Here is a 26,136-nt window from a genome sequence, read left to right on the forward strand (position 1 = left end):
TCAGCGTTCAAAACGGGTAACAGCCGCGTCCCCTTCGTCTGCGATTCAAAAACTGAGTACCGAGTCATTCAGCGCCGAAGGTACATGGATGCCGACCTTTGGCGTCCAGGGGCTGGACGTCAGCGCCCACCAGCCCAGCGTTGACTGGAAGCAACAATGGAACATGGGTGCTAGGTTCGCGTATGTAAAAGCCTCTGAAGGCAATTACTACACCAATGAGCTCTTCAACTCGCAGTATCAAGGCTCTCGCAGCGTCGGGATGCTCCGCGGCGCCTATCACTTCGCCATCCCCAACTGGTCTTCCGGCGCGGATCAGGCCCGATATTTCGTTGCCAACGGGGGAGGTTGGTCCGCTGACGGATACACCATGCCGCCTGTTCTTGACTTCGAGTTCAACCCCTACGAGGGCCGCACCATAAATGGCTTCTATTTTGGCAACACCTGCTACAACATGTCCCCCGCCCAGCTCAGTTCCTGGGTGCGAGACTTTGGAAACACCATGCAGTCATTGACGGGCAGGCTCCCGGTTATCTACACCAACACAAGCTGGTGGAATCAGTGCCTGGGCAATCCTGCCGGCTTCGGAGACTTTCCGCTGTGGACCGCGGCTTATCCTAGCTCGGCCACAAACAATGCCGGGCCAGTACCTACCGGAAGCTGGGACAGCTACAGCATATGGCAGTACAGCAGCACAGGACCGTTCGCCGGAGACTCGAACGTGTGGAATGGCGATTACGCTTCACTGCAGCGATTTGCAGGCGCCGCTTTTCCGACGGGAAGCTTTGACGACCTTGCGGTGGAGCGCGGTAGCAGCGAAGTCGCCCTCAGGGCGCGCGGGTGGTCGGTTGACCTTGCCAACATTCCCGCTTCCAATCAGACGCACGTCTATGTAACCGCTCCCGACGGAGTCACCACCGGTTACGCCTGGACGGCAAATACTTCCCGGCTCGATGTGAATCAAGCATTCGGCTACGGCGCCTCGCATGGGTTCGACGGTCGCATAACCATAACCAAATCTGGAACCTATAAGGCATGCGCCTATTCCATCGGCTCCTTCGGCAATACAGCCCTCGGGTGTAAAACGATTGTTGCTACGGGCGTCGCAGCACCCACTGGATCATTTGACAGTCTGGGACAGGTCCGTTCAGCAGACAAGGTCTCGCTGCAGGTCAGGGGCTGGGCGGTTGACCTGGCCAATCCTGCTGCTGCTACCTTCGCTGACGCTTACATCACCGGGCCGGATGGAAGCACCACGGGTTATCGTCTCACCGCAAACACATCGCGCCCGGACGTGGATGCTGCAACCGGGCTCGGCACCAACCACGGCTTCGACACCCAAATAAAGGTATCGATAGCCGGGACGTATTCAGTTTGTGTCCACTCGATTGGAATAAATTTCAACACTCCATTGGGCTGCAAAAAATTCACGGTGGAAACCAATCCTGCACCGATAGGTTCCTATGACACTGCAGGAGTTGTGCAGGCACCTGGATCCGCGCGGCTTCAAGTCACCGGTTGGACACTGGACCGCGCCGTGCCCGGGACGAGCACTCCCGTGCACATCTATGTGCACTCGCCCGATGGTTCCACCGCAGGATATGCCTTCACGGCAGGCCAGCCCCGCCCCGACGTTAACCAGGCGCTGGGCACAATTGGAAACCACGGGTACAACGTACAGATCGATATCGACAGGACGGGCACTTACACGGTTTGCGCCTACGCGATACCACTCGCGCCGCTCGCAGCGGGCAACACTACGCTGGGGTGTAGCGCTGTAACTGTGGTACAGACGCCAGGTCCGACGGGATACCTGGACAGTGTGAAAGTCCGGACGTTGAACGGACAAACTAGCCTTCTAGCTGACGGTTGGACCTTTGACCCCGCCGTTCCCGGCACTTCTAACCCAGTACATATCTACGTGACCTATCCAGACGGAACCCGCAAGGCGTACCCCTTCACAGCCGACCGCTCGCGACTGGACGTCAACCAGGCATTCGGAATCACTGGAAATCACGGGTACTCCGCCGCCTTACCTCTGACTCAACGAGGACCCTATAGTGTCTGTGCCTATGGAATCACCATTGCCGAGTTCGGCGCGGGAAACCCTCTCCTGGGCTGCAAGTCTCTGACGTTCTGACGTCTTAGCGGGCATCGGCGAACTCCTGTACACGACTAGCTGCTTTGGCCCCCATAGAGCCGGACCCGCTAGGGTTGTACCGGTAAAGGTTGCAAATGTTGCGAAAGGGTTCTCGTTGCGCCGTTGGTCAAAGCATGCAGTAGTCGCCGGCGGCCTTCTCATTAGCGTCCTGGCTTCCGGTTGCTCGCACAGCAATGCCGGAAACGAAGTGCTGGGTGCTCTGACGGCAATCGGCAGCCCTGTGCAAAGCGAACCAATCGCGGCCTGGAGCAACGCCTGGAGGAAGAAGAACACGGCCACCTCCCTGAACTACTCGCCTGACGGATCTGCTGTCGGAGTGACGGCACTCGCAACGGGCCAGGCATACTTCGCTGCGCTGGACTCACCCCTTTCATCTTCCGAACGGATGCGCACAACAGCCTCCTGCGGGCCCGACGGCGCGTTCTCCGTACCCGTCGCCATCACGTCCCTGGCGGTTGCATTCAATATGCCAAGCGTCACCGGGCTCAAGCTGTCGCCCTCGGTCCTCGGAGGCATATTTTCGGGCAAGATCAGGCGGTGGGACAACGAAGCAATCGTCGCGATAAACCCGGGTGCGAAGCTTCCGAAGGCGGACATAGTTCCCATCGTGGCTACGGAGCCGTCCGCGCTCTCCCTGGCCGCTACCGAATATCTGGCTTCTGGGCAGAGTTGGTCTTCCGAAAAGACCAACTCCATGCCGGTTCCCGAGAATGGCGTCGAGGTCAGGAAGTACAAGGATCTTTCACAGAAAGTCAACGACACAGCCGGGGCCATTGCCATCATGGACGTCGCTTCTATTGGTAGCAGGTTTGATACCGCTCTGCTGTCCTTTGGGGGAGATTTTATTCGGCAGTCCAAGGACTCTGTAGCGCTTGCCAATGCCGAAGGCACTGTAGCCGAAGACTCAAACGGCGTCACGTTCTCGTTGCCGGCCAACAGTTCCTACGGCTATCCATTTGGGATGGTCAACTATCAGGCTTTTTGCAACAACTACGACAATGAACAGCTTGCCAAGCTCGTCAAGTCATGGGGACTCTTCGTAGTCGGCTCCGAGGGGCAGATCGCCTCAATGTACTTCGGAAGTGTCAGTTCCCCCAGCCAGGCCGCACTTCAAAAATCGGCTCAAAGGATAGAGAAAATAGAGGCAAAAGGTTGAGCAGCACCGGAGCCGGGGTCCAGAAAGAAGATCCTAAACAGGGGACGCCCGACCGTCGTTCAAGAATCACGGCCGCGGGAAGCGCCCTCTTCGCCGACACCAGGGCTGGGATGCGTTTCTTCCTGCCTGTGTTTGCCCTGCTATCAACGCTGATCACTTTGTGGATCCTAGCGACGCCGCTGATGGCTTACCCTGACGAACCGGCGCACACCATCAAAGCGGCGGCAGTAGCACGTGGACAGTTTTTCCCTTCTCCGGGCCAGTCATTTGGCCATGGCGTCCACGTTAAGGTTCCCTCGTATATTGCCAACGTTGAATCGCAGATGTGCTTTGCCTTTTTCAAGGACAGAACGGCGGATTGTGCGCCTAAAATTCCCCTCGACGACACCACTGACACCATTGGTGTAACTTCGGCCGGCCTGTACAACCCGTTGTACTACTGGCTGGTCGGGTTGCCCAGTTTGTGGTTGACCGGCGCACCGGCAATATATGCCATGAGAATTGCAAGTGGGCTTCTGTCCGCTGCTGCGTACGCGGCGGCATTCACTGCACTCTCACGGCTACGGAGACCGCAGTGGCCGCTGATTGCTGCTACTGCTGCCGTGACGCCCATGGTGCTGTTCCTGGCCAGCGGGATAAATCCGAACTCACTGGAAGTAGCGGCTGCCACGGCTGCTTTCTGCGGTCTTGTATCCATCCTCGATAATTCCAACCAATTACGCAGGGCCCGGCCCGGCGTGGTCGCCGTTGGATTGGCTGCTGCCACGCTGGCTAACACACGCAATGTTTCGCTGCTCTGGTTGCTGTGCGGGGGCGTAACAGCCTTCATGTTTTTCCGGCGGCATCATATCGCCCGGATATTCCGGGATCGAGCCGTGCTCATAGTGTGCGCGATAACCGCCATTGGTTTGGTTTTGGGCATTGCATGGAATTTCCTCATGCTGAGGGCGCCGGCATCGGCAGGAGAAGCTCCTTTGGGGATATCCAATTTCAACGGAGAAGTACGGCCCTACAACGCATTCCTAACCATGATGGATCGAACATTCGACTACGTAAGTCAATACATCGGGGTTGCCGGATGGCTTGACACCCCAATGCCCCAAGGGGTGTACATGTTTTGGAACATGGTCCTGATCGCCATGATGCTCCTCGCTTTCACAGTCCGCCCATACCGGCTCCAGCTTGGGTTCTGGGTTGCACTTGGACTGTTGGTGGCAGTCCCGGCGTTCGTTCAGGCCGCTATCGTCAACACAAGTGGCATGATCTGGCAAGGACGCTATAGCCTGCCTATCTTTATCATTGCAACCATCTCGGCAGGACTAACACTCAGGACGAGGAAGTTCACAGGTTTCAGTCCTTCACACCAGCGCTTGGGGCGGGTCCTGATCATCGCGGCTTGTGTCTCGCACGTTTATGCGTATCTCTACGCGCTAAGGCGCTATGTTGTCGGACTTCCTGATGCGGGAAACTGGCAAACCATGTTCACGGTACCGTCATGGCAGCCACCGCTGTCATGGGAAGTGTTGACGGCACTTTTTGCTGCAACAGTTCTTGCGGGTGGCGCCTATTTTTATAAGTTCCTTTTCCCCGACAAACAGCTGTTCCCCAGCTTCTCAAGGGCCCGTAACAGAGTCCTTCTCATGTTGAAGCGCGGCACGTAGACCGGGCCACCGCTGGCAGGACTCCTCTTGACGAGGTCGAAGTTCCCAGTCTTGGCGGCCGCGGAAAACGGATCCCGGTGCTGGAGGTGTCATGGCATGGCCTGTTGCCGCGCTGGGAAATCCCCCAACTTCGTCCGCCGTGCGTACCATCACCGGTGATAAGCGCCCTGCGCTGGCCGTTTGACTGGCGGCTGGTCTCCCGGGCCATCTTCCAATATATGGCAAAGAACGACTTCGACGGGGTGACTTGGCGGAAAGGCCCCACCGAAGGCGTTGGGCCCGGGTTGTTGGCCGTGACAAGCCACACCGACGCTCATGGCATACCCGTGTGCATGGAAAGCGGCCGAGACCCTGGCAGACTTCCCCTGGTCAGCACCCGGGGAAGTGTTCGCGATACGCCAGATCAGGCGCAGGTCCGCACCGCCCGCCGCAGTGTGCGGCGAAACCACGGTCGCCCACGTCGCTACCTGGATCATCGCCGAGCTGCGCCAGCGGCAATTCACCTCGTTGCCGGAGCTCAGGGCCGCCATCATCGAGCGGGTGGCAGCCTACAACGCGGAGCCGTTCCAATAGCGGCCCGGGTCCAGAGCCACCGTGTTCGCAGCCGAGGAACAGCCCCTGCTGACGGGCTTGCCGGCGGCGGCCTACGAGATCAGCAGATGGGCCTACGGACGCCGGGTCGGCCGGAACGGGCACGTGGTCTGGGAGAAGAACTACTACTCCGTGCCCTTCGCCAATATCGGTACCAAAGTAGACCTGCGGATCACCGACCGGGTAATTTAGGCATACCAGGGGAGCGAACGGCTGACCAGCCACCTGCTGCTGCCCGAGGACGCGGCCAACGAGTACCGCACCAACGACGCCGACCTGCCCGCCGGCGAGAAATACCGGCAATGGGACCCGGCCCGGGTGCGGTAATGGCCCGGACGGATCGGCCCGGCAGCGATGACCGTGATCAACCGGATCTTCGAGTCCGTCCCGGTCGACGAGCAGGGCCTGGACGCGGCACTGTCCGTATTGCGGCTCTCCCGGCGTTACTCGGCCGAACGGGTCGAGGCAGCCTGTCGGCTTGCGCTGGCAGGCCGGGTCCGGTCCCCGCGGTATGCGCATCTGCAGCCGATCCTGGCCACAGAGCAGAACAAAGCCGCCGGGCTCAGGCCACCACGGGATGAACCGGACAAACACGGCGGATACGTGCGCGGCGCCGAATACTACGCAGGCGGTGCCAAGTGAGCGGGATCGATATCGAAACCAAACGCAAGCTCCGTGAGATGGGTGCCGCCCCCATGCTGGAGGCCATCGAGGCCCAGGACGAGACGCTCGTGCTCGGCATGGCCTTCGAGGAACGGCTCCGGCTGGTCGTCGACGAGGCCCACTCCGGGTTCAACCACGCCAAGGTCGAAGGACTGATCCGGCGGGCCGGGCTACGCTACCCGGGCGCAGACCTGCGCCGGCTCGACCTCGTGGACGAGCGTGGTCTGGACCGGAACGTGATCGCCCAGCTCGGCACGTGTTCTTTCATCGAACGACAGCAGAACGTCGTTTTTCAGGGATTCACCGGATCCGGGAAGTCCTACCTGGGGTGCGCTCTGGCCAAGCAGGCCTGTCAGCACCGGATCCGGGCCCACTACGTCCGGATGCCCGACCTTGAGGAAGCCTGGGCGCTGGCGAAGGACAAACCACAGGGACAAACCAAATTCCTGAACAAGTGCGCGGCCTTCACCCTCCTCGTGATCGACGAATGGCTCCTCGACCACCCCGACGAGGGCATGCGCAGCATGCTCCTGGAACTGCTCGAGCGCCGGTACGACACAGCATCAACCGGGTTCTGCACCCAGTACGCCAAGAAAGACTGTCACCAGCGGCTCGACTCCGGGGTCCACGCCGATGCGATCATGGACCCCATCGTACACAACACCATCTGGGTCGACACCGGCAACCACAACATGCGCCAACACGCCACCATGAAGCACTAACAAAACGTCGGTGGGAGCCGGTGGCCCCCACAACCACGGCCACTGGCCCCCATCGGCAATATCAATGGCCCCAAAAGGCAAGATCGAGTGGCTTCCAAACCTTCAAATACTCACTCCTGAGAAGTGGAGCCCGAATGGCAGCATGAGCAAACATCTCAGCTGACCATTCCCCGGGAACCGTGAAGAGATACAAGCCGACAAACCTCGGATCAACAGGAGCTGGAAACCGAAACAAAACTCCTCGCCTACGCCGTCCGGATGGCCGCAACACCGCACCAACGCTGGCGAGGGAAATCCGGACCAACATTGGCTATACCGCCGGCGAGGACAAAGCTCACACCCTGAGCCCGCAAGCCCTCACCAACAGGACCGACACCGCCCGAGAACGGCTACCTCACCATCCGCCCCGACCCGCGACCAGCCAACATGCAACCCGCGATCCGTTAGCTCCCTCACCCGTCTCACTGCCAGCCAACCCGCTCCCTGGCACACACCGAATCGTCCGATTCGAAATCAAAAACCCTAAACTGTGCCAAAAAAATCGCCACGTCAGGAGTCCTGACGCCAGTCGCTACCAGCTACCCTGAACAGTGCACCAAGTCTGCAGGCTAGCGCTACCAACGACGGCTAGTCGCCCACCAGCATTTGGGTCCTTGGCGCGCACCGTCAACTGACGGAGAGGATTCGTTCACCCAGTCCTTTGCTGTCAAGGAAGCTCTTTAGATGCGGATACTGCTCAGCATCGACCAGGACGGTGGTACCGTCATTGGCGCTGAGAAGTTCGAGAATCACATTTGCATCATCACCCGGCACTTTTCGCAGCCTGCCCAGGTAGGACGACATGTCTGTCGTTTTCTGGGTAGCGGCAGCGCGCATTCCCCATTGCCAACGCGCGGCAAGTACAGGGTCGATCGAAGGCGACGTGGCTATATACACTGTGTCCGCGGGCTGCACCATGTTGGCACTCCTCATCAACCGGGTCACATGCCCGGGGGTAGTTTCAAGATGCTTTTGCTGCTGCAGCAGCTGAACGACAGGAGATGCCGTGGGAGCGAGGCCAACAGCCTGGAGACCTGTCGCTGAAAAACCGAACACTTGGGTTGCAGAGGCCGCCAGTAAACCAAGGGCTAGTTTGCTCCTCTTTGGCTGCGCCGACCAATACGCCCCTTTCTGTGAGCCTGCCAGACTGGCTAAAGCAAGAGCAGCCGCGGGCCATGCAAAGAGCACGACAGCTACCACATACTTATAAAAATAGTAGGCAATCTCCCCATTCTGCTGAATTTGCGAAATAGCTAGGACAATACTCAAAAGAACTGGAAAAAGAACCCCGATGGCGCACAAAGACGCAAGGAACTGATCACTTTTTGTCGATATGCGAGCGAAGCGGCCCGCAGCAGAAAACCCGGCAAACAGGGCTAAGGAGATGGAGGCCAGCGCCAGGCCTATGTCGGGCTCAGCTATGCCACCAAGTGCGTTGACAACAACTGCCGATTGCGCAATAACTGGCCCCGCTTGCACCAATGGCAATACCGAACCAACGACTCCAACAGAGCACCACAAGGCGGCCTTGGCCAGCGGCCGAGGCGCCGCGACGCGCGGGCCGGCGAGCTTTCGCCAGATGAAGAAAGCCATCGGAACGGCAAATAGCGTGGCGAGGACAAACCAGTTGTTGAATACACCGATAATTGCCGCAGATAACGCAGCCATCCCGATGGCTGGCATTCTTTGATGGAACATAACCAGCACTACAACGGCGGCCACGGACATTCCGCACGCGAGGTAGAAGTTCGCAAAACCTTCGTACATCGGGATACTGCCGGGACCGTAGATCCACACGGCAGCCGTAACAGCCAGAACAGGAGCCAGAACCATTGCCCTCCGACGGACCACGTTCAGAGAACACAGCCCCGTGAGAACCAGCGCAACGGTCAAAACGCCAACGAGCGCCTGCAGTTGCATGAACGATGCTAACTCAAGCTCCAGTGACGAAACTCCCCTTTCCCGGAGCTCTGCCAATGTTGCAACGAGGGCATGGAAGCCTTGGGGATATTCCGCAAAGCCCCACCCTACTTCCGGGCTTATCCGTGGAATCATCGGTATCACCGCGCCATGCTGCCGAAGCATTTCAAAAATGTTGAAATGCGACTGGTAGTCCCATCTTGTGAGAAACAGCGACAACGCACCCTCGCCGTTGGAAATCCAAAGCATTGTCCACAGCGCCGCCGCTGACAACAAGGTCCCTGCAAGGGGTAACAAATCAACAAATCGAACCTTCGGAACTAGACGTCGAACTCCCCCGAGCAGCGAAGGCTCGGCAAAAACACACGCTGCTACCAGTCCCCCGGCAATGGCTAAAACAGAACTACCGTGGTCGATCCCGGTGACATGCTCAGGCACCCACCAGATCAGCGGGGCCAGCCCCATCAGCAGGAGCAGGTTCAGAAAGAGCCGCCGCGACAGCAACGAGGAGCTCGGTGCCATGACCAAAAGAATTGCCAAAACCAGAATTGCCTGCTTGCCGACCAGGACATCAGACTGCCGGAGGAAAAGAATGCCAGTGAAGGTTGCAGCGAAAGCCGCCCCGGCCAACAAAAGGTTGGGTCCTTTGGGTCTACTCGCCTTCAGGCTGCTTCGGTGTCGGGCTGGGGGTGCAAAGGTACTATTCACCTGGCGATTCAGCCTTCGTGGAAGCCGCCACCGCTGGATGACCCAAAGAACGCACATAGGCCTTAAGTCGTCCGGACGCGGCGGGCGGTTCGTAACCCACCGCATGGATCTTATTCAGCTGCAGCACGCTGCCGAGGGGCCTCGGGGCCACGTCCTTTCCCTTAAAGTACTCTGCGGTGCTCACACCGGTGACCGCTTCCCGCTCGGCACCAGTCAGTTCGTAGACATCGGCGGCTATGTCCGCCCAGGTCTGGGGTTCGCCGGAGTTGCTGAGGTTGTAGGTGCCGTAGTCCGCGGCGGATTCGAGCAGGTGTCGGATGCCGGCGGCAATGTCCTGGGTGAAGCTGAGCCTTCCGACCTGATCCTTGACCACCGAGGGGCTGATGCCACGGGCAGCGAGGGATGCCATGGTGCGGACGAAGTTGTTGCCTTCCCCGATGACCCAGCTGGTGCGCACGATGTAGTGCCGCGGGACCGCGCTGACGATCGCGTCGCCGGCGGCTTTGGTCTGCCCGTAGACACCCAGCGGGCTGAATGGTTCATTCTCGTCGTGGCTCTCGCGGGACCCGTCGAAGACGTAGTCGGAGGAAACATGCACTAGCGTGAGGTCGTGCTCTACGGCGGTCCGTGCCAGGCGCGCCACGGCGGTGACGTTGATGGCCCACGCAGCAGCCCGGCCCTCCGGTGTTTCCGCGGAATCCACGGCGGTGTAGGCGGCGGCGTTGATGATGGTGGAGTAGTTCTTCCAGTTACGGGCCGTGAAGGACGCTTCGTTAGTGAAGTCGAAGTCTGCGCGGCCGGCGAACTCCACGGTGGCCTCGCCGGCGTATAGTTCCCTGAGTGCTTTCCCGAGCTGGCCGTCGGCGCCGAGCACCAGGATCTTCTTGGCCGGCATCGGGACCACTTCAGCAAGACGAGGATGGGCTCTGTCCTTGTCCGAGAGCTCAGCGTCCGCCAGCGGGACCGGCCAGGCGATGGCTGCGGTCTCGTCGGCAAGGTTCAGGAAGGTGTACTGCCCCTGGGCGTCGGCAGACCAGTGATCGTTGACCAGGTAGGTGTAAGCGGTGTTGTCCTCCATGGTCTGGAAGGCGTTGCCCACTCCCCTGGGAATGAAGATCGCTTGGCTTGGATCCAGCTGGGCGGTGAACACAGCTCCGAATGAGGGACCTTCGCGCAGGTCCACCCACGCTCCGAAAATACGGCCGGTGGCTACCGAGATGAACTTGTCCCACGGTTCGGCGTGGATACCGCGGGTTGTGCCGGCTTTTTCGTTGAAGGAGATGTTGTTCTGCACCGGGCGGAAGTCCGGCAGCCCCAGGGCCACCATCTTCTCCCGCTGCCAGTTTTCCTTGAACCAGCCACGGTTATCACCGTGGACCGGGAGATCGTAGAGAACGACGCCGGGGATCGGCGTTTCATGGGCGGTGAGCTTTTTGGAGAACTCGATCGACATGAGGCTACTGGCCCTGTTCCTTGTACTTGGCTTCGGTCTGGGCCTTCTGGGGCCGCCACCAGTTCTCGTTCGCCCGGTACCAGGCGATGGTGTCTTCGATGCCGGCATCGAAGTTGGAGAACTTCGGTTCCCAGCCGAGCTCATCGCGGAGCTTCGTGGAGTCGATGGCGTAGCGCAGATCATGACCGGGCCGGTCCACGACATGGTCGTAGGCGTCCGGGGACTGGCCCATGTGTTTGAGGATGAGCTCGACGACGTCTTTGTTGTTCTTTTCCCCGTCGGCGCCGATCAGGTAGGTTTCGCCGATCCGGCCCTTTTTGATGATGGCCAGCACGGCCGAGGAATGGTCGTTGGCGTGGATCCAGTCCCGGACGTTCTCGCCCTTGCCGTAGAGCTTGGGCCGGATCCCGTCGATCACATTGGTGATCTGGCGCGGGATGAACTTTTCCACATGCTGGTAAGGGCCGTAGTTGTTTGAGCAGTTGCTGATGGTGGCCTGCAGCCCGAAGGACCGCACCCACGCCCGGACCAGCAGGTCCGACCCTGCCTTGGTGGAGGAGTACGGGCTGGACGGGTTGTACGGGGTGTCCTCGGTAAACCGCTCCGGGTCATCGAGCTCCAGGTCGCCGTAAACCTCATCCGTTGAAATGTGGTGGAAGCGCTTCTTATGCTTCCGGGCCGCCTCGATCAGCGTATACGTGCCGATGATGTTGGTGTCCAGGAACGGGCGCGGGTCGTGCAGCGAGTTGTCGTTGTGCGACTCCGCCGCATAGTGGACCACCACGTCGGTGTCAGCCACGAGCGTGTCCACCAGGTCGGCGTCGGCGATATCACCCTCGACAAAGGCAAACCGGTCCTCCGGCAAGCCCTCGAGGGAGGCCAAGTTGCCAGCATACGTCAGCTTATCCAGCACCGTGACCTGGTTGTCCGTGTTCTCCAGCACGTAATGGACAAAATTAGAACCGATAAAGCCGGCACCGCCGGTGACAAGGAGTTTTTGCATGTTCCCAGCCTACCGAACATAGGCATCACGCCTTGGCGAGCCTGCGTCTGCGGGAAAGGGCCTCCACGATGAGCCGCACCATCATGACCCGGGCCGCGATAATTTTAGGGAGGGAACGGAAGCCCGCCGGTGTTTGGTTCTCATCGTGAATGCGCCGGTAGATTGTAGCCTCGTCGAGGTGGGCAATGGAGCCTGCCACGTTGCCGCAGATGGCCAGCCACAGATCATGCGATTCCGGGACATAGGCGGGAACTGGAGTGAAGTAAGCGAGTGCGTCCCGCCTGAAGGCCATGCCGCAGCCGTAGTAAGCCCGGTAGCCCACAAGGATGCCGAAGATGTTGGCGAGATGCCTCGCGGAGTCAGATGCGCGGAGTCTGGGAATCCACGGCCGCGGCGCCGAACCGTGCATGTCGAAATTACTGGCCACCACCATGTGGCTCGACAGTGCTTTAAGCATCTCCTCCACACGGCCTGGAATCCAGACGTCATCCTGGTCTGAAAGGAAGATGTAGTCACCCCGGCTCAGTCCGACGGCATGTTCAAAGGTACGTACGTAACCCTTGTTATCGACGGCTCTCACTAATCTGACGCGCGGATCATTGATGCTTGCGACAACCGATGCCGTCCTGTCCGGCGAGGCATCGTCGACAACTATTACTTCATCGTCGGCACCTAATTGGGCGAGGATCGATTCAAGCTGTTCCACGACGAACTGCTCGCCCTTGTACGTGGCCATGCATACGCTGACTCGGGTCTTCCGCTCCACCTGCGGCGTCAAGTCGTTCATGCTGACAACTCTAAGTGACAAGGAGCCGAACCAACCGATCGCGTATCATCGAACAGTCAAGCCCTCCAGCCCTAGGACCCACCTGCGAATGAAACAAGTAGTACTTCGGCTGGCCGGCTTCACTTTGCTTCCCCTTCTTGCTCTTGTGTTGCCTTTCCTCCTCCTACCGGTTGTGTCCCGTGTAGTGGGTGCGCCCGGATGGTCCAGCATCACGGCCGGCCAGGCGGTCGGAGTGTTTGCGGCGACCGTAATTCTCTGGAACTGGAACATTTCAGGCCCGGTAGAGATTGCGCGAAGCTCGGACCAGCACCAGCGGGCCTCGATTTACGCCAAAAGTTTGCGGACCCGGATTGTCATCGCCGCAGCGGTTTTCCCCCTCATGACGCTCCTCGTGTGGCTCATCGCCCACGAAGGTTTCCGTATCGACGCGGTGACCATGGCATGGGCTACAGCCCTGACTGGTTTCTCCCCGGCCTGGTACGGAATCGGTGCGGGGAACCCCCGAATCTTGGCCATTTACGACACCGTTCCTCGATTCCTGGCCGCTGTTATCAGTGCCCCCCTCATCGTTGCCAGTGGTCAGGTCTGGCTGTATGGGGTGATTTCCCTGCTCACGACGACGGGTTCCCTGATGGCATTTCAGCGGCGGTTCGGTGAAGCGGGCTCTTGGCTCCCACGGAATCCGCTTGCAGTGGTTCGTGAAATAGTGCCAAGCACTGGAGTGGCCGCAATCAGCTTCTCCGGTAGTGCTTATGCGTCCTCTCCCGTCCCCATCGCGACGGCCACAGTTCCCTCGGCCAACGCCACGGCAGGCTTTTCTTCCGCGGACAACATCTACAGGCTTGGACTCTTCAGCATTGTGGCGGTCGGTAACACCTTCCAGGGCTGGACGCTTGAGCCCGGAGCCTCCAATCCCCGGCGTCGGCACCTCACCGCCGTTTGTGCGCATCTTCTCCTCGGTGCGCTGGGGGCAGGATTCCTCACTGCGCTGGGCCCGTGGGTTTCCGGATTGATTTTCGGTGACGCTTTGCGCGCGGACACGCTGACATCGTTCTACTATGGTCTTTCGTTTTTCTTCTTGTCTTCGTCAACCCCTTTGATAAGGAACATCCTCATCCCGGAGAGGCGGCAGCGCACGGTCCTGATATGGACTGGCGTATCTGCTGTGTGCGGGATAGTGCTGATGGTGGCGGCAGGATTGAGTGGCAATGTCCCCGGAATCGCCCTGGGAATGGCAGTCAGTGAGGCTGTCCTTCTGCTCGGGCTGATGATGCCGGCGTTGGCCCTCCTGCCCGCCAAGGCGCGGACGGCAAAGCGCGAAGGGTAGGATCTTCAGCGTGACTGATCGACATAACGGGCGTGTTGCGGCCGTCATCGCAGCGTTTAATCCCGACGACGACCTCCCTAATAACGCTTCCGCCATCAGAGAGCAGGTGGACGAAATTGTGGTTGTGGACGACGCAAGCACCTCACCTGATTCTGAAGCGATCTTCGATGCCTTGCGTGCGCAGGGTATCCACGTGTTTCATCAACTCGACAATTCCGGCATTGCTGCAGCTCTGAACCGAGGGTTGGCAGAGCTCTCCGAAGAACCCGACTTCGTCCTAACTTTTGACCAGGATTCCCTTCCAGTGGCAGATTATGTTCAGCATGCACTGGATACCTATCACCGCGCATCTGCATCCGGTCTCAAGGTCGGTTTTATTTGTGCGGAATCTTTCAGCGGCCACAATGTCCCCACGCAAGGGATCAGTAACGGATTCCGGGAAGCTTTCGATCCGATGCAGTCCGGTTTCGTCATTCCCTCTTCCACTCTGTCGACCATCGGCCACTTCGACGCTGGCTTCTTTATCGACTGCGTAGACTCGGAGTTTACGGTTCGCGCGAGGTCCGAGGGCTACAGCGTACTTATCGGCCATGGCTGCGAAGTAGGCCACCGTCTGGGAGCACGTATCCCCGCCAGGCTCTGGGGGCGGCCGGTTCGATTGCGTGGTCTCCAAATATCCTTCAACTACTACTCGCCGTTCAGGATGTACTACATCATGCGGAATGGAACCACTCTGGTGCGTCGATACTGGCGGTCCAACCCCGGATGGATTCTTCGGCGTCTGGTCGAGGAGTCCAAGGCCCAGCTTTTGCGCTTCTCATTTAGTCCGGACCGGAAATACCTAGCCATCGCCGCTTGGGAAGGATTCTTGGACTCCTGCCGGCGTAAACAGGGCCGCATCAGCCAGGAACTCATCAATCGGGTTTCGGCCCGTTGATATATTGGAGACCTATGAAAAACGACAAGTCCGCTCGGGTCCTCATCATCATGCCTGCGTGGAATGAAGCGGAATCTGTGGGAAACACAGTCCGCGAGGTTCTGGCAGTGGGCCGGCCCTACGACGTCCTCGTGGTAAATGACGGCTCCAAGGATGACACTGCGGTTCTTGCCGCCGCTGCCGGCGCGACCGTCCTGAATTTGCCCTACAACCTGGGCGTTGGAGGGGCCATGCGGGCAGGCTTTAAATACGCCCAGCGTCGTGGCTATCGCCGGGTCATCCAAGTAGACGCGGACGGACAGCACGACCCCGAGAACATCGAAGAGGTCCTTGCCGGTCTGGAGCATGCCGATATTTCGATCGGGGCCCGCTTCGCGGATCGCGGGGACTACGAAGTAAAGGGTCCTCGCAAGTGGGCAATGCAATTCCTCGCGCGGGTGATTTCAGGACTTGCCAAAACGCGATTGACGGACGTCACGTCAGGTTTCAGGGCAGCTAACGAACGAGCCATCAATCAGTACCTCGATCACTACCCCGCAGAATATCTGGGCGATACCATTGATTCCCTCGTTGTTGCGGTCCGATCAGGATGTACGGTAACTCAAATCCCCGTCGCCATGCGGCCGCGCCAAGGTGGAACACCAAGCCACAATCCGATTAAGGCTGCTGTATACCTGGGCCGTTCGATCTTTGCCCTTCTTTTCGCCTTGACCCGAAAAAGGTCAACTATCCAAACGGGCAGCGTCACGGGTCAGGAGCCGGCGTCATGCTAAATGGAGCTGCCTTTATTCTTTCGCTAGCAATTGTCGGTGTCGTCTTCGAGATGCTGCGGCGAAGAAAAATCCGCGAAAAATACGCAGCCCTCTGGCTGATTGTGGGCATCGCGACGCTAGTGCTCGCGGCGTTCCCCCGGCTCCTAACGATAGTTACCGAACTAGCCGGTGTTCAGCTTCCCTCAAACCTGCTCTTTATTATCAGCATCCTGCTCCTTCTCGGAGTCTGCCTCCACCTGTCGTGGGAAATCTCTGTGGTTGAGGACGAAACACGGTCTCTCGCGGAAGAGGTTGCAATCCTACGCGCACTGATAGAAGAGCGGCCAGCAGCCGAAACGCACGACGGCGATCACGCAAATTCCCCAGGCTCCCAGTAAGGAGGTCGCGAGAATGCCATTAGACATCTTCATTCCGTACTGGGGCGACGTCGATTACATGAAGAAGGCGGTGGATAGTGTCCTAGCCCAGGACAACGGCGACTGGCTCCTGACCATTGTCGACGATGCCTACCCCGGGGACGAGGTGCAACGCTACGTCAAAATACTCGATGACCGGCGCATCACGTACCTACGCAAGGAAACCAACCAAGGCATTACGGAGAACTTCCGGACTTGTGTGTCGCTTGCAACTCAGGACATCCTTGTCATCATGGGGTGTGACGACCTGCTCCTGCCCAACTTCGTGGATGTGATTCAACGGACGGCCGCCGACGCCCCGGAAGCCTGGATTATCCAACCCGGCGTTCAGGTCATCGACGAAGCGGGACGGGCGACAAGCCCTCTGGCCGATATCGTCAAACAGCGCCTCGTGAAACCTCGGGGGCGAGGCCCCCGAATGCTGGCCGGCGAACAACTGGCAGTAAGCCTCCTACATGGAGACTGGCTTTACTGGCCGTCGCTGGTATTCCGTCGTAACCGCATCCAAGATTTCGACTTCCGCGATGGCCTTCCAGTCATCCAGGATCTCGGTCTCGTCATGGACATGGTGTTGGCCGGTGCAGTCCTTCTCATCGAGCCCGAGGTCTGTTTCGAGTACCGGCGGCATACGAGCAGCGCCTCTTCTGCCAAACTCCTGGACGGATCGCGCTTTAAGGGCGAACGGGACTACTTTGACCTGGCATCGCAGCTGTGCAAAAACAACGGCTGGCGCAAAGCAAGCCGGGCCGCACATCTGCGGCTGACCTCCCGGGCGCATGCGCTGTTGTTCATACCTCTGGCTCTCCGTCACCGAAGAAAAGATACTCTGAAGGTCCTGGTGAAGCATGCCCTCGGCAGATAACGCCAACGGAATCGCCGGGACTGTCCCGCCAAGTCAGCTGCCGCAGGTTGCCTGTGTGGTGACGGCGTTCCATCCGTCACCACAGTTAGTAGATAACGTTCGTGCGTTGCTGGCCCAGTCCGGATCAGTCGTCGTCGTCGATGATGGTGGCGGCCCCGGTTTTGAATCCGTATTCGAACGCGTCGCAGCCGCAGGTGCAATAGTAATAAGCCTGCCAGAAAACTCCGGTATCGCGGCCGCTTTGAACAGCGGAATCCGGAAGGCGCGTGAGGACAGTCGCGTCCGATATATCATCACGGTGGACCAAGATTCATTGCTCCCCCAGGGCTATGTGAAGTCACTCCTTGCCGGGGAACGCTCCGCGCGGGCCCGAGGCCTGGTCCCGGGCCTCATCAGTCCTGCGCGGATTCACGGTAATCCTGTTATGTCCCGGGGTTCACATAACGGAATAGCGCTCGCTAAGGAACCCATCCAATCCGGACTAATGATCACCACGGACGCCCTGAGTGATCTTGGCGACTTCCGCGAAGAACTCTTCATCGACCTGGTCGACACCGAGTACTACCTCCGCGCCACAGATGCCGGCTGGCCTACAGTTCTCGCGGATGCGGAATTTGATCATTCACTGGGAACTTTCGTTGAAGCCCGGATAGGCGGCCAAAGCATCCGCCTCGGCGGGCAACCGCTCAAAGTACGTATCGCGGCTTCCTGGAGGTACTACTACATCTTCAGGAACCGGCTTCTGGTCAGCCGCAATTATGCACGCCGCCATCCTGCCTGGGTTACCGCAGGGTGCTTTGCCGATTTACGCCACTTGGCTATTGTGACCATGCTCGCGCCTGGCCGGCGTGCAAGGCTCACTGCTGCCTTGGCGGGCGTCAAAGATGGCCTACGCGGGCTCACCGGCAAGAAGCCCGGTACATGATCCCCCAAGGCCCCGGTTTGGCTGAGTACCGGCCGTAAGGAAGGATAGAGTCCATGCGCGGAATTATTCTTGCCGGGGGGACCGGCTCTCGTCTTCATCCCATTACACATGGAATCAGCAAGCAACTGGTCCCTGTATATGACAAGCCGATGATCTACTACCCCCTTTCAACGCTGATCCTCGCGGGAATCCGGGACATCCTGGTGATTACGACTCCCCACGACGCAGAGCAGTTCCAGCGGTTGTTGGGTGACGGCTCACAGTTTGGTATCAGTCTCACCTACGTCCAGCAACCTTCACCGGACGGTCTCGCGCAGGCATTCATTCTTGGTGAACAGCACATTGGCGGTGAAACTGTCGCTCTGGTGCTTGGAGACAACATCTTCTACGGCCAGGGAATGGGCACGCAACTCCGCAAGCACGCCGAAATAGACGGCGGCGCCGTCTTCGGATACTGGGTCAAAGACCCGAAGGCTTATGGCGTCGTCGAATTCGACGGCGAGGGAAAGGCCATCTCACTCGAAGAGAAGCCAGCGATGCCAAAATCGCACTATGCGGTGCCCGGACTCTACTTTTACGACAATGACGTCGTGGAGATCTCCAAGAATCTCAAGCCTTCATCCCGGGGTGAACTCGAAATTACCGATGTCAACCGCACATATCTGGAGGCCGGTAAGCTACGCGTTGAGATTCTGCCCCGTGGCACAGCTTGGCTGGACACCGGAACTTTCAACGATCTCAACGATGCTTCAAACTTCATACGCACAGTAGAAAACCGCCAGGGCCTGAAAATCGGCGCCCCGGAAGAGATCGCTTGGCGTAATGGGTTTCTCAACGACGATGAACTCCGGCAACGGGCCGAACCCCTGGTTAAGAGCGGGTATGGAGCATACCTTCTTGGACTGCTGGAGCCGTAGTAGGCCAGATGTGGTTGTCGGTCCTTCCGCAGATTCTTCTCGCTGCCGTCCTTTTGCTGGCCCCTGGTCTAGTCGTCGCACTATCCCTGCGTTTTAGGTCTTTTGACGCCTTCGCTCTTGCGCCCGCACTGTCGGTCGGCGTCCTCGTTGTAGCGTCGACGACGATGCCTTTCCTAGGCTTACGTTTTGGCCCGCTGCAAATAGCGGCCACCACAGTCGTGCTCGCAGGTATAGGGCTCGGGGTGACTAAATTCATTCCGCTGGTTCATACGCCACCCGGCACAGTATTGCCCTCGCGGTGGCGACAGGTAGTGCCCTTTGCTGCATTCGCCGTCGCCTGCGTGCTGATCGCGCGGAGGACCTTCCAAGCCATTGGGACGCCAGAGTCGATTTCTCAGACCTACGACGCCGTTTTCCACCTCAACTCGGTCCGGTTCGCCCTGGATACGGGGCAAGCCTCCTCCCTAACCATTGGGAGCATGACGGGGGGTGGCTTCTATCCGGCAGGATGGAACGCTGTGGCCACGTTTGTTGCCTCGTCGACAGGTGCCGACGTTCCCGTCGCGGTGAATATCACAAGCATCATTCTGGCATCTGTCTTCTGGCCCTTGAGTTGCATCCTAATGACAACGTGGATTGCCGGCCGCTGTACGTCTGCCACGCTGACCGCGGGCGTTGCTTGTGCCTCCTTAGGGGCGTTTCCCCTCCTCATGATGGACTTCGGCGTTCTTTACCCGAATCTGCTCGCGATCAGCGTTCTTCCTGCAGGCATCGCCCTCGCTGCCCGAATCCTGGGCGTAGCAAAAGCAGGCAAAGGATCAGGTCTACCCATGATCCTTGCGCTGCTGTTGACCCTGTGTGGTCTAGCGGTAGCCCATCCGACGACGTTCATGGCGTGGCTCTTGTGGACGCTGCCGATGGTGGCATACAACGCCTGTCAGATGGTTCCCGGGCTGTGGAGTGACCGGACGAAAATTCGCCGCCGAGTCAACGTGACCTTGGCCGGTTTCATCGGTTACTTTTTGGTGGTCGTGGTTCTCTGGCTGTTCCTTAGGCCCCCGGAGGAGGCGTCCTTCTGGGGGCCATACCATACGGTCCCCCAGTCGTTGGGCGAAGCTCTCTTCCTGTCACCGATGGGACTTGCCCCTGCTTGGCTGGTGGCACCTTTGGCACTCCTCGGTCTCTGGGCCTGCTTCAGGCGGCCGCAAAATTTCGCTTGGGCAGGCGCCGCTTTTGTCATCTTCTCAGCGATTTTCGTTGTCGTGGCAGGTTTCCCGATTTCACCCTTCAGAGACTTCCTGGCAGGCGTCTGGTACAACGACAGTTACCGCGTCGCAGCCCTCCTCCCTGTCTCCGGGGTGCTCTTAGCCTCAATAGGAGTGGCCTGGGCGGACGGGCGACTACGGAACCGACTGTGGCAACGCCCCACGCATAACTTCCTTGGGAGGTTTATCCGGCTCAATTCCAGCGGAGGATGGCTTTCCCGCCGTGCAGCTGGATTTGGCATTCTCTTGGTAGCAGCCATTGCTCTGGGGCAGCAAGGTGGGCTCCAGCAGGAGGCTAACCAGGCGGCTACGCACTACGCACTCACTGAAGAGTCACCGCTGGTGTCGACAGACGAGATGACACTGATGCGCAGGCTCCCCAAGACTGTTCCTGCCGACAGCATCCTTCTAGGAAACCCTTATACTGGCGCAGCGCTATCGTATGCTCTCGGCGACCGGAAGTCTGCCCAAATGCACATCCTGAGTTACGTTTCGCCCGAAGTGCAGACTATTTACCAAGACCTCGGCATGGTGTCGTCTGACCCCGAAGTATGTGACGCGGTGCGGGACGAAGACGCGTTTTACGTCCTCGACTTTGGTTCCAAGGAAATTCACGGCGGAAATCACACTCCACAGGGGCTCAAGGACCTGGATCGCAACCCGGGTGTACAGCTCGTGGACCGCCAGGGGGAGGCCCGGCTGTACAGGATATCTGCCTGCGACAACTGAGCAGGGAAAGGAGGGGTTGACCGGAGGGCTCCCGCTGGTCGATTCCTGCCCCTGATCTTCGGGATCCAATGAGAAACCGTGAAACGCTTCAAACACCAGGAACTACGCCCTTTAGTGTGTCCTCCCGACACGCCTCGCGATGCTGGGCCTCGCCGTCGGAGTCTGGGCACGGCCCGAGAGCCATGGTGTCCCCAAGGGCTCCCGAATCTGCCACGACCACTGAATTCCATAGGAATATGAACTCTAAGCGGCCGTCCGACTGCGAAGTTCAGCTACGACGTGGTGGACTTCGCCATCCATGACGATTTCGCCATGTTCGAGCAGGACGCCGCGTTCGCAGACGGTCGCGACCAGGTCCAGGTCATGGCTGACGACGAACAGCGTCTTGCCCTTATCTGCGAGTTCTTTGATCTTGGCTATGCATTTGCGCTGGAACGGCTCGTCTCCCACTGCGAGGATTTCGTCGATGAGGAAGACCTCGGGGTCGGTGTGCACCGCGATGGAGAACGCGAGTCGCAGATACATGCCGGAGGAGTAGAACTTCACCTCGGTGTCGATAAACTCCCCAATTTCGGAGAATTCCACGATGGAGTCGAACTTCTCATCGATCTGCTTCTCTGTCATGCCGAGGATCGCGCCGTTAAGATAGACGTTGTCGCGGCCGCTAAGGTCGTGATGGAAGCCGGCGCCAACTTCGATCAGGCCAGCAACGCGGCCCCTGGTCCGCACGGTCCCGCCGTCGGGCTGCAGCACGCCGGAGATCAGTTTCAGGAGGGTCGACTTGCCGGAGCCATTTAGCCCCAGCAGGGCGACCGTTTCACCCTGCTTGACCTCGAGTGAGACGTCCTTAAGCGCCAGAAACTTCTTGGACAGGTCCCCCTTGCGTCCCTTCACGAGCCACACCAGTGCTTCCTTCAGGGACCGCGTGTGACGCAGCACAAACTGTTTCCGGAGGCTTTCGCAGCTGATCGCGACGTGTCCATGGGCTGTCATCTTAGAGCTCCTGTGCAAAGTGGACGGCAAGCCGGCGGAACGTCAGCTGTCCGAGAAACAGCACAAAGAGCGTTAACAACATGGCGACGGGGAGCCACAGCGTCAGCAGGTCGGGCGGCATGGAATCGGACACGAGCTGGTCGGCTTTGAGGGTCGGCTCCCAGAAAGCCCAGTGGATTACCTCGACCGCGACCGTCATCGGGTTCAACTGGTAGAGCCAATACCATGGCCCCATTACGCGCTCGACCATCGACCAGACGTACAGGACCGGCGACGCCCAAGTCACGATCATAACGATCATGTCCACGATATTCTCGGAATCGCGGAAGTAAACGTTGACCGCCCCAAACATCAGGCCTAGGCCGGTGGCGAGAACCGCAACCATGATGAAGATCAGAACCACGGCTGCCAGCTGCAGGATCGACGGCGTCCATCCCACCACGAGGCAGGCGCCGATCAGGACCAGCAGCTGCGGCAGGAAATGGGCCGCCGACACCCAGACTGTGGAGACCGGGAACAGCTCCCGAGGCAGGTAGATCTTCCGGATCAGATCGCGGTTGTCAACGATCGAGCGTGTGGCGTTGGACAGCGACTCGGTGAAGAAGTTGACCAGGACGATGCCTGCGAACAGGTAGATCGCATAGTTGGGCGTGCCCCGCTGGAGGTTGAGGAAGATGCCCAGCGCCACGAAGTAAATAAGAAACTGCACCAACGGCTTGACGTACGACCAGAGCAACCCGAGCACCGAGCCCCGGTAGCGCACCTTGATTTCCTTGCGTACCAGCAGCTTCAGCAGGAACCGGTAGCTGAACACGTCGAGAAGGCCGCGCCCACTTCCGGGTTTAACGAGCTGGTCGGCCTGACCCGCCATCTAGCGGCCGTCCTGCGAATGCATCTCAAATGTCTTCTTCCAGGCGTCGATTGAGCTGATTTCCGCCACGGCACGGCGGTACTGCTCGGCCAAGCTGTCCCACTCACGGAACAACTTTGCATGCAACTTGGCCGCTTCCGTAAGCATCGATTTCAGCTTTTTCGGGTCGCGCTGGTACCACGACGCTCCCGTGCCCTCTGCGTTTGTGACTACGACACTGTCATAGTGCGCCACCCGGTACCAGCGGTTATCCCGGTGGGCTAGATATCCCTGGGGCCTTTCGGCGCTTTCGGGCCCCGGCGCCTTGATGAGCTGGCGGGCCACCGTCTTGATTCCCCAAGGAATCAACTGCTTCTTGCTTGGTAGCCCGACGACGGTGCCGCCCATGGGTCCACGGCCCAGTTTCGGTGCCGGGAAGTCATCCACGTCTTCCTTCAGTTGCGCGTCCGGGTACTGTGCCTTGAGGGAGTTGATCTCCGGCAGCTTAGTTCCCAAAACCTTGTGCAGATCGTCCGGGCCGTTCAGGAGGTCGCGCAGCGCGTCGATCCGGCCGTGCTCAGTGAAGTACTGCATCGACACCAGGTGCTTGACGTCCGACTGGAACGATTCCCGCAGTACCCGGCCGCCCTTGGGGTACGGGCTGTGGATCAGCGTTGTGATCAGCCGGTTGCGTGCGTGGAAGTATGCCTGCCAGCCGACGAGGTCGTCCTTGTCGATCCAGGACACATGCCAGACGGCGGCACCGGGGAGTGAAACGGTAGCGAACCCGGCCTCCCTCGCGCGAAGTCCATACTCGGCGTCGTCCCATTTAATGAAGAGCGGAAGGGACAGTCCGATTTCCTTAATCACGGTCGTTGGGATCAGGCACATCCACCAACCGTTGTAGTCCACGTCCACCCGACGGTGCAGCCATGGTGTCTGCCGCAGGTTTGAGACGCTGAAATCGTGCCGTGTCTCCATGTCGGCGTGTGGCAGGGCCGGGACGATCCGGTACGGGTCGACGACCTCGCCGAAGGTGTGCAGGATGCTGCGGTTGTAGAGATCGAACATGTGGCCGCCGACGATGGTGGGCTTGCGGCAGTGGTCGGCGAACGTGAGCAGCCGCACGATGCTTTCCGGTTCAACTACGATGTCGTCATCCAGCAGCAGTGCGTAGTCACTTCCGTTCTCCACGGCCTCGAACATGCCGCGGGCGAAGCCGCCGGAACCGCCGAGGTTGGCCTGGTTGATGATGCGTAGCTTACCCCCGAGGGCGTCCCTGACCTCCGCGAAGCCCGGCTGGTCCTCAACTTTCTGCGTGCCCTGGTCAACGATAAGGATTTCTTTGACATTCTCAAGGACGTCCGGGTTCGCGGCCAGGATGCGAGCGTTGTTCAGGCAGAAATCCGGCTTGTTCATGGTGGTGATTTCGACGGTGACCTGACCCTTGGTGGACGGGCCTGCCGCCGTCTCCCACTCACCGTTCCTGAGAATCAAGTCATCCGTGCTGGCTGCCAAGTCAAACCAGTACCAGCCGCCGTCACCGAAGGGTGTCAGAGACAAGTCAAAAGTGGAGGTTGCCTCACCGTCGACGTGTCTGCCGTCGACGCGCTGTACCGAGCCGCGAGCGTTGGACTTATATACAGTGACGGTTCCCGGGCCGCTCGTCTCGACAACTAGGCGGACGTCCCGCACCGACGTCCACCTGCGCCAGTAGCTGGCCGGGAAGGCGTTGAAGTAGCTTCCGAAGGAAACCTGCTCGCCCGAGCGCACCCGCATCGAGTGCCGGCCCAGGAGGTCTTCGAAGTGTGCCTCGCGGCTCTGCGAGCTAAACATTTGAAGCTTGTCTTCGAGCAGCTTCGGCGTGCGCGCGAATTCATCGTTCTCGCGGAGCCGGATGCCGCTGGCCGTACCAGCATCGACGTAGAGGGGCACGGTGTCGGCCTGATCCGCCGAGGGCAGGATGACCCGCTGAATCGGGTTATAGCCGGTTGTTGTCTCTGTCGCGGCACTCATGCGTCCACTCCTCCGCTTTCCAGTTTGGCGCCGCTTTCGAAGTGCGGACGGATTTTGTTGTCGAACATACTCAATGCCGAGCCGATGGCCATGTGCATGTCCAGGTATTTGTACGTGCCGAGCCGGCCGCCGAACAGGACATCCTTCTCTGCGGCTGCTAGGTCACGGTACTTGAGCAGCCGTTCCCGGTCCGCTGCCGTGTTGATCGGGTAGTACGGCTCATCGCCCTTCTCGGCGGCGCGGGAGAATTCGCGCATGATGACGGTCTTTTCCGCCTGGTACTCGCGCTCGGGGTGGAAGTGGCGCGGCTCAATGATGCGCGTGTAAGCCACGTCATCGTCGTTGTAGTTGACCACGGACGTTCCCTGGAAGTCGCCGACGTCGAGAACCTCTTCTTCGAAGTCGATGGTGCGCCAGGAGAGATCACCTTCGGCGAAGTCGAAGTAACGGTCAACCGGACCGGTGTAGATGACTGGGATGTTGCCGACAACCTTGTTCTTGCTGTACTCGTGCGATTCGTCGAAGAAGTCAGTATTCAGACGTACTTCGATGTTCGGGTGTTCCGCCATCTTTTCGATCCACGCCGTGTAGCCGTTGGTGGGAAGGCCCTCGTACTTGTCGTTGAAGTACCGGTTGTCGTAGTTATAGCGGACCGGCAGTCGCGAGATGATGCCGGCGGGCAGGTCCTTCGGATCGGTCTGCCACTGCTTGCCGGTGTAGTGCTTGATGAACGCTTCGTACAGCGGCCGGCCGATCAGCTGGATGCCCTTGTCGTTCAGGTTCTGTGGATCGGTTCCGGCGAGCTCGCCCGCCTGCTCCCTGATCAGTTCCTGCGCCTGGCCCGGGGTCATGTTCGCGCGGAAAAACTGATTGATCGTGGCCAGGTTGATGGGCAGCGAGTAAACCTCGCCTTTATGCACGCCGTAAACCTTGTGGACGTAGTTTGTGAAGGTGGTGAAACGGTTCACGTAATCCCACACTCGTTCGTTCGAGGTGTGGAAAAGGTGCGCACCGTAACGGTGCACTTCGATTCCCGTCTGCTCTTCCTTCTCGCTGTAGGCGTTTCCACCAATATGGTGGCGGCGGTCGAGAACAACCACCTTCAAGCCGAGCTCGGTGGCGGCCTGTTCTGCGATTGTCAGGCCGAAAAAGCCGGACCCTACGATGACGAGGTCAGCGGTCACAAAATCTCCTGGTTCGAATGCGGGCAGCCCAATGGTGCGCATTGTCTGCTAAACCAGCCTACCCGAGACCCCATCGTGACC

23 protein-coding genes and 1 pseudogene are annotated in these 26,136 nt (G+C 59.3%); 16 read left to right on the forward strand and 8 right to left on the reverse strand.

Annotated elements, in window-relative coordinates; all coding sequences use genetic code 11:
• Positions 1 to 88 precede the first annotated feature (88 nt).
• The 7 genes from SBP01_RS12460 (at position 89) to SBP01_RS12490 (ending at position 6,951) form a co-directional block, all read left to right on the forward strand.
• Positions 89 to 2,137 (forward strand): lysozyme, encoded by a 2,049-nt coding sequence (locus tag SBP01_RS12460; protein WP_320535970.1) that lies wholly within the window; start codon positions 89 to 91, stop codon positions 2,135 to 2,137.
• Positions 2,138 to 2,252: 115 nt separating this feature from the next.
• Positions 2,253 to 3,314, forward strand: coding sequence for a substrate-binding domain-containing protein (locus SBP01_RS12465; protein ID WP_320535971.1), 1,062 nt, complete (start codon positions 2,253 to 2,255; stop codon positions 3,312 to 3,314).
• The gene (locus tag SBP01_RS12470) at positions 3,311 to 4,975 is read left to right on the forward strand and encodes a DUF2142 domain-containing protein (protein ID WP_320535972.1); all 1,665 of its coding nucleotides are present in this window, start codon (positions 3,311 to 3,313) and stop codon (positions 4,973 to 4,975) included. Before SBP01_RS12465 ends, SBP01_RS12470 begins: the two co-directional genes overlap by 4 nt.
• Before the next feature lie 315 nt (positions 4,976 to 5,290).
• Entirely contained in the window at positions 5,291 to 5,548 is a 258-nt protein-coding gene (locus tag SBP01_RS12475) for a hypothetical protein (protein ID WP_320535973.1), read from the forward strand.
• A gap of 21 nt (positions 5,549 to 5,569) precedes the next feature.
• On the forward strand, positions 5,570 to 5,758 hold the full coding sequence (locus SBP01_RS12480) for a Mu transposase domain-containing protein (protein WP_320535974.1): 189 nt from the start codon (positions 5,570 to 5,572) through the stop codon (positions 5,756 to 5,758).
• Between the two features lie 162 nt (positions 5,759 to 5,920).
• Positions 5,921 to 6,208 carry a hypothetical protein gene (locus SBP01_RS12485; RefSeq protein ID WP_320535975.1) on the forward strand — a complete coding sequence of 96 codons (288 nt, stop codon included), beginning with the start codon at positions 5,921 to 5,923 and terminating at the stop codon, positions 6,206 to 6,208.
• Complete coding sequence (locus SBP01_RS12490) at positions 6,205 to 6,951, forward strand: ATP-binding protein (protein WP_320535976.1); 747 nt, start codon at positions 6,205 to 6,207, stop codon at positions 6,949 to 6,951. Before SBP01_RS12485 ends, SBP01_RS12490 begins: the two co-directional genes overlap by 4 nt.
• Before the next feature lie 666 nt (positions 6,952 to 7,617).
• On the opposite strand, the gene SBP01_RS12495 is transcribed toward SBP01_RS12490, so the two are convergent.
• The 4 genes from SBP01_RS12495 to SBP01_RS12510 form a co-directional block, all read right to left on the reverse strand.
• Complete coding sequence (locus SBP01_RS12495; RefSeq protein ID WP_320535977.1) at positions 7,618 to 9,540, reverse strand: hypothetical protein; 1,923 nt, start codon at positions 9,538 to 9,540, stop codon at positions 7,618 to 7,620.
• A gap of 70 nt (positions 9,541 to 9,610) precedes the next feature.
• Positions 9,611 to 11,071: a bifunctional dTDP-4-dehydrorhamnose 3,5-epimerase family protein/NAD(P)-dependent oxidoreductase gene (locus SBP01_RS12500; protein ID WP_320535978.1), complete on the reverse strand. Its 1,461-nt coding sequence runs from the start codon at positions 11,069 to 11,071 to the stop codon at positions 9,611 to 9,613.
• A 4-nt stretch (positions 11,072 to 11,075) separates the two neighbouring features.
• Positions 11,076 to 12,074 carry a dTDP-glucose 4,6-dehydratase gene (gene rfbB, locus SBP01_RS12505; RefSeq protein ID WP_320535979.1) on the reverse strand — a complete coding sequence of 333 codons (999 nt, stop codon included), beginning with the start codon at positions 12,072 to 12,074 and terminating at the stop codon, positions 11,076 to 11,078.
• A 25-nt stretch (positions 12,075 to 12,099) separates the two neighbouring features.
• Entirely contained in the window at positions 12,100 to 12,861 is a 762-nt protein-coding gene (locus tag SBP01_RS12510; RefSeq protein WP_320535980.1) for a glycosyltransferase, read from the reverse strand.
• A 232-nt stretch (positions 12,862 to 13,093) separates the two neighbouring features.
• Between SBP01_RS12510 and SBP01_RS12515 the strand changes: the two genes are divergently transcribed.
• The 9 genes and pseudogenes from SBP01_RS12515 (at position 13,094) to SBP01_RS12555 (ending at position 21,012) form a co-directional block, all read left to right on the forward strand.
• Complete coding sequence (locus SBP01_RS12515; protein ID WP_320535981.1) at positions 13,094 to 14,188, forward strand: polysaccharide biosynthesis protein; 1,095 nt, start codon at positions 13,094 to 13,096, stop codon at positions 14,186 to 14,188.
• A gap of 10 nt (positions 14,189 to 14,198) precedes the next feature.
• Entirely contained in the window at positions 14,199 to 15,125 is a 927-nt protein-coding gene (locus SBP01_RS12520; protein WP_320535982.1) for a glycosyltransferase, read from the forward strand.
• A gap of 14 nt (positions 15,126 to 15,139) precedes the next feature.
• Positions 15,140 to 15,898: a glycosyltransferase family 2 protein gene (locus SBP01_RS12525; protein WP_320535983.1), complete on the forward strand. Its 759-nt coding sequence runs from the start codon at positions 15,140 to 15,142 to the stop codon at positions 15,896 to 15,898.
• On the forward strand, positions 15,892 to 16,275 hold the full coding sequence (locus tag SBP01_RS12530; RefSeq protein WP_320535984.1) for a DUF2304 domain-containing protein: 384 nt from the start codon (positions 15,892 to 15,894) through the stop codon (positions 16,273 to 16,275). Before SBP01_RS12525 ends, SBP01_RS12530 begins: the two co-directional genes overlap by 7 nt.
• A 13-nt stretch (positions 16,276 to 16,288) precedes the next feature.
• Positions 16,289 to 17,176, forward strand: a complete 888-nt coding sequence (locus tag SBP01_RS12535; protein ID WP_320535985.1) for a glycosyltransferase — start codon at positions 16,289 to 16,291, stop codon at positions 17,174 to 17,176.
• Positions 17,160 to 17,465 (forward strand): annotated as a pseudogene (locus SBP01_RS19785) (glycosyltransferase); the annotation flags it as partial. The gene SBP01_RS12535 and the pseudogene SBP01_RS19785, both read left to right, overlap by 17 nt.
• Before the next feature lie 195 nt (positions 17,466 to 17,660).
• On the forward strand, positions 17,661 to 18,101 hold the full coding sequence (locus tag SBP01_RS12545) for a hypothetical protein (protein WP_320535987.1): 441 nt from the start codon (positions 17,661 to 17,663) through the stop codon (positions 18,099 to 18,101).
• 53 nt (positions 18,102 to 18,154) lie between these two features.
• Positions 18,155 to 19,018, forward strand: coding sequence for a glucose-1-phosphate thymidylyltransferase RfbA (rfbA, locus tag SBP01_RS12550; protein ID WP_320535988.1), 864 nt, complete (start codon positions 18,155 to 18,157; stop codon positions 19,016 to 19,018).
• Between the two features lie 8 nt (positions 19,019 to 19,026).
• Entirely contained in the window at positions 19,027 to 21,012 is a 1,986-nt protein-coding gene (locus tag SBP01_RS12555; protein WP_320535989.1) for a DUF6541 family protein, read from the forward strand.
• A gap of 243 nt (positions 21,013 to 21,255) precedes the next feature.
• Here SBP01_RS12555 and SBP01_RS12560 read toward each other — a convergent pair whose 3' ends face one another.
• The 4 genes from SBP01_RS12560 to glf are packed head-to-tail and all read right to left on the reverse strand — an operon-like array spanning position 21,256 to position 26,055.
• Positions 21,256 to 22,005: an ABC transporter ATP-binding protein gene (locus tag SBP01_RS12560; RefSeq protein ID WP_320535990.1), complete on the reverse strand. Its 750-nt coding sequence runs from the start codon at positions 22,003 to 22,005 to the stop codon at positions 21,256 to 21,258.
• A 1-nt stretch (position 22,006) separates the two neighbouring features.
• The gene (locus SBP01_RS12565) at positions 22,007 to 22,876 is read right to left on the reverse strand and encodes an ABC transporter permease (protein WP_320535991.1); all 870 of its coding nucleotides are present in this window, start codon (positions 22,874 to 22,876) and stop codon (positions 22,007 to 22,009) included.
• Entirely contained in the window at positions 22,877 to 24,871 is a 1,995-nt protein-coding gene (locus SBP01_RS12570; protein WP_320535992.1) for a glycosyltransferase, read from the reverse strand.
• Positions 24,868 to 26,055 carry a UDP-galactopyranose mutase gene (glf, locus tag SBP01_RS12575; protein ID WP_320535993.1) on the reverse strand — a complete coding sequence of 396 codons (1,188 nt, stop codon included), beginning with the start codon at positions 26,053 to 26,055 and terminating at the stop codon, positions 24,868 to 24,870. Before glf ends, SBP01_RS12570 begins: the two co-directional genes overlap by 4 nt.
• Positions 26,056 to 26,136: the final 81 nt, after the last annotated feature.

It is taken from the genome of Pseudarthrobacter sp. IC2-21 (assembly GCF_034048115.1).
In the GTDB taxonomy this organism is placed as follows: Bacteria; Actinomycetota; Actinomycetes; order Actinomycetales; family Micrococcaceae; genus Arthrobacter; species Arthrobacter naphthalenicus.

Coding starts and splice junctions, on each gene's coding strand:
- SBP01_RS12475 (WP_320535973.1), top strand. CDS start 5,291: ATGGCATACCCGTGTGCATGGAAAGCGGCCGAGACCCTGGCAGACTTC.
- SBP01_RS12565 (WP_320535991.1), bottom strand. CDS start 22,876: ATGGCGGGTCAGGCCGACCAGCTCGTTAAACCCGGAAGTGGGCGCGGC.
- SBP01_RS12555 (WP_320535989.1), top strand. CDS start 19,027: ATGTGGTTGTCGGTCCTTCCGCAGATTCTTCTCGCTGCCGTCCTTTTG.
- rfbA (WP_320535988.1), top strand. CDS start 18,155: ATGCGCGGAATTATTCTTGCCGGGGGGACCGGCTCTCGTCTTCATCCC.
- SBP01_RS12535 (WP_320535985.1), top strand. CDS start 16,289: ATGCCATTAGACATCTTCATTCCGTACTGGGGCGACGTCGATTACATG.
- rfbB (WP_320535979.1), bottom strand. CDS start 12,074: ATGCAAAAACTCCTTGTCACCGGCGGTGCCGGCTTTATCGGTTCTAAT.
- SBP01_RS12570 (WP_320535992.1), bottom strand. CDS start 24,871: ATGAGTGCCGCGACAGAGACAACAACCGGCTATAACCCGATTCAGCGG.
- SBP01_RS12545 (WP_320535987.1), top strand. CDS start 17,661: ATGATCACCACGGACGCCCTGAGTGATCTTGGCGACTTCCGCGAAGAA.
- SBP01_RS12460 (WP_320535970.1), top strand. CDS start 89: ATGCCGACCTTTGGCGTCCAGGGGCTGGACGTCAGCGCCCACCAGCCC.
- SBP01_RS12500 (WP_320535978.1), bottom strand. CDS start 11,071: ATGTCGATCGAGTTCTCCAAAAAGCTCACCGCCCATGAAACGCCGATC.
- SBP01_RS12510 (WP_320535980.1), bottom strand. CDS start 12,861: ATGAACGACTTGACGCCGCAGGTGGAGCGGAAGACCCGAGTCAGCGTA.
- SBP01_RS12530 (WP_320535984.1), top strand. CDS start 15,892: ATGCTAAATGGAGCTGCCTTTATTCTTTCGCTAGCAATTGTCGGTGTC.
- SBP01_RS12560 (WP_320535990.1), bottom strand. CDS start 22,005: ATGACAGCCCATGGACACGTCGCGATCAGCTGCGAAAGCCTCCGGAAA.
- SBP01_RS12525 (WP_320535983.1), top strand. CDS start 15,140: ATGAAAAACGACAAGTCCGCTCGGGTCCTCATCATCATGCCTGCGTGG.
- SBP01_RS12485 (WP_320535975.1), top strand. CDS start 5,921: ATGACCGTGATCAACCGGATCTTCGAGTCCGTCCCGGTCGACGAGCAG.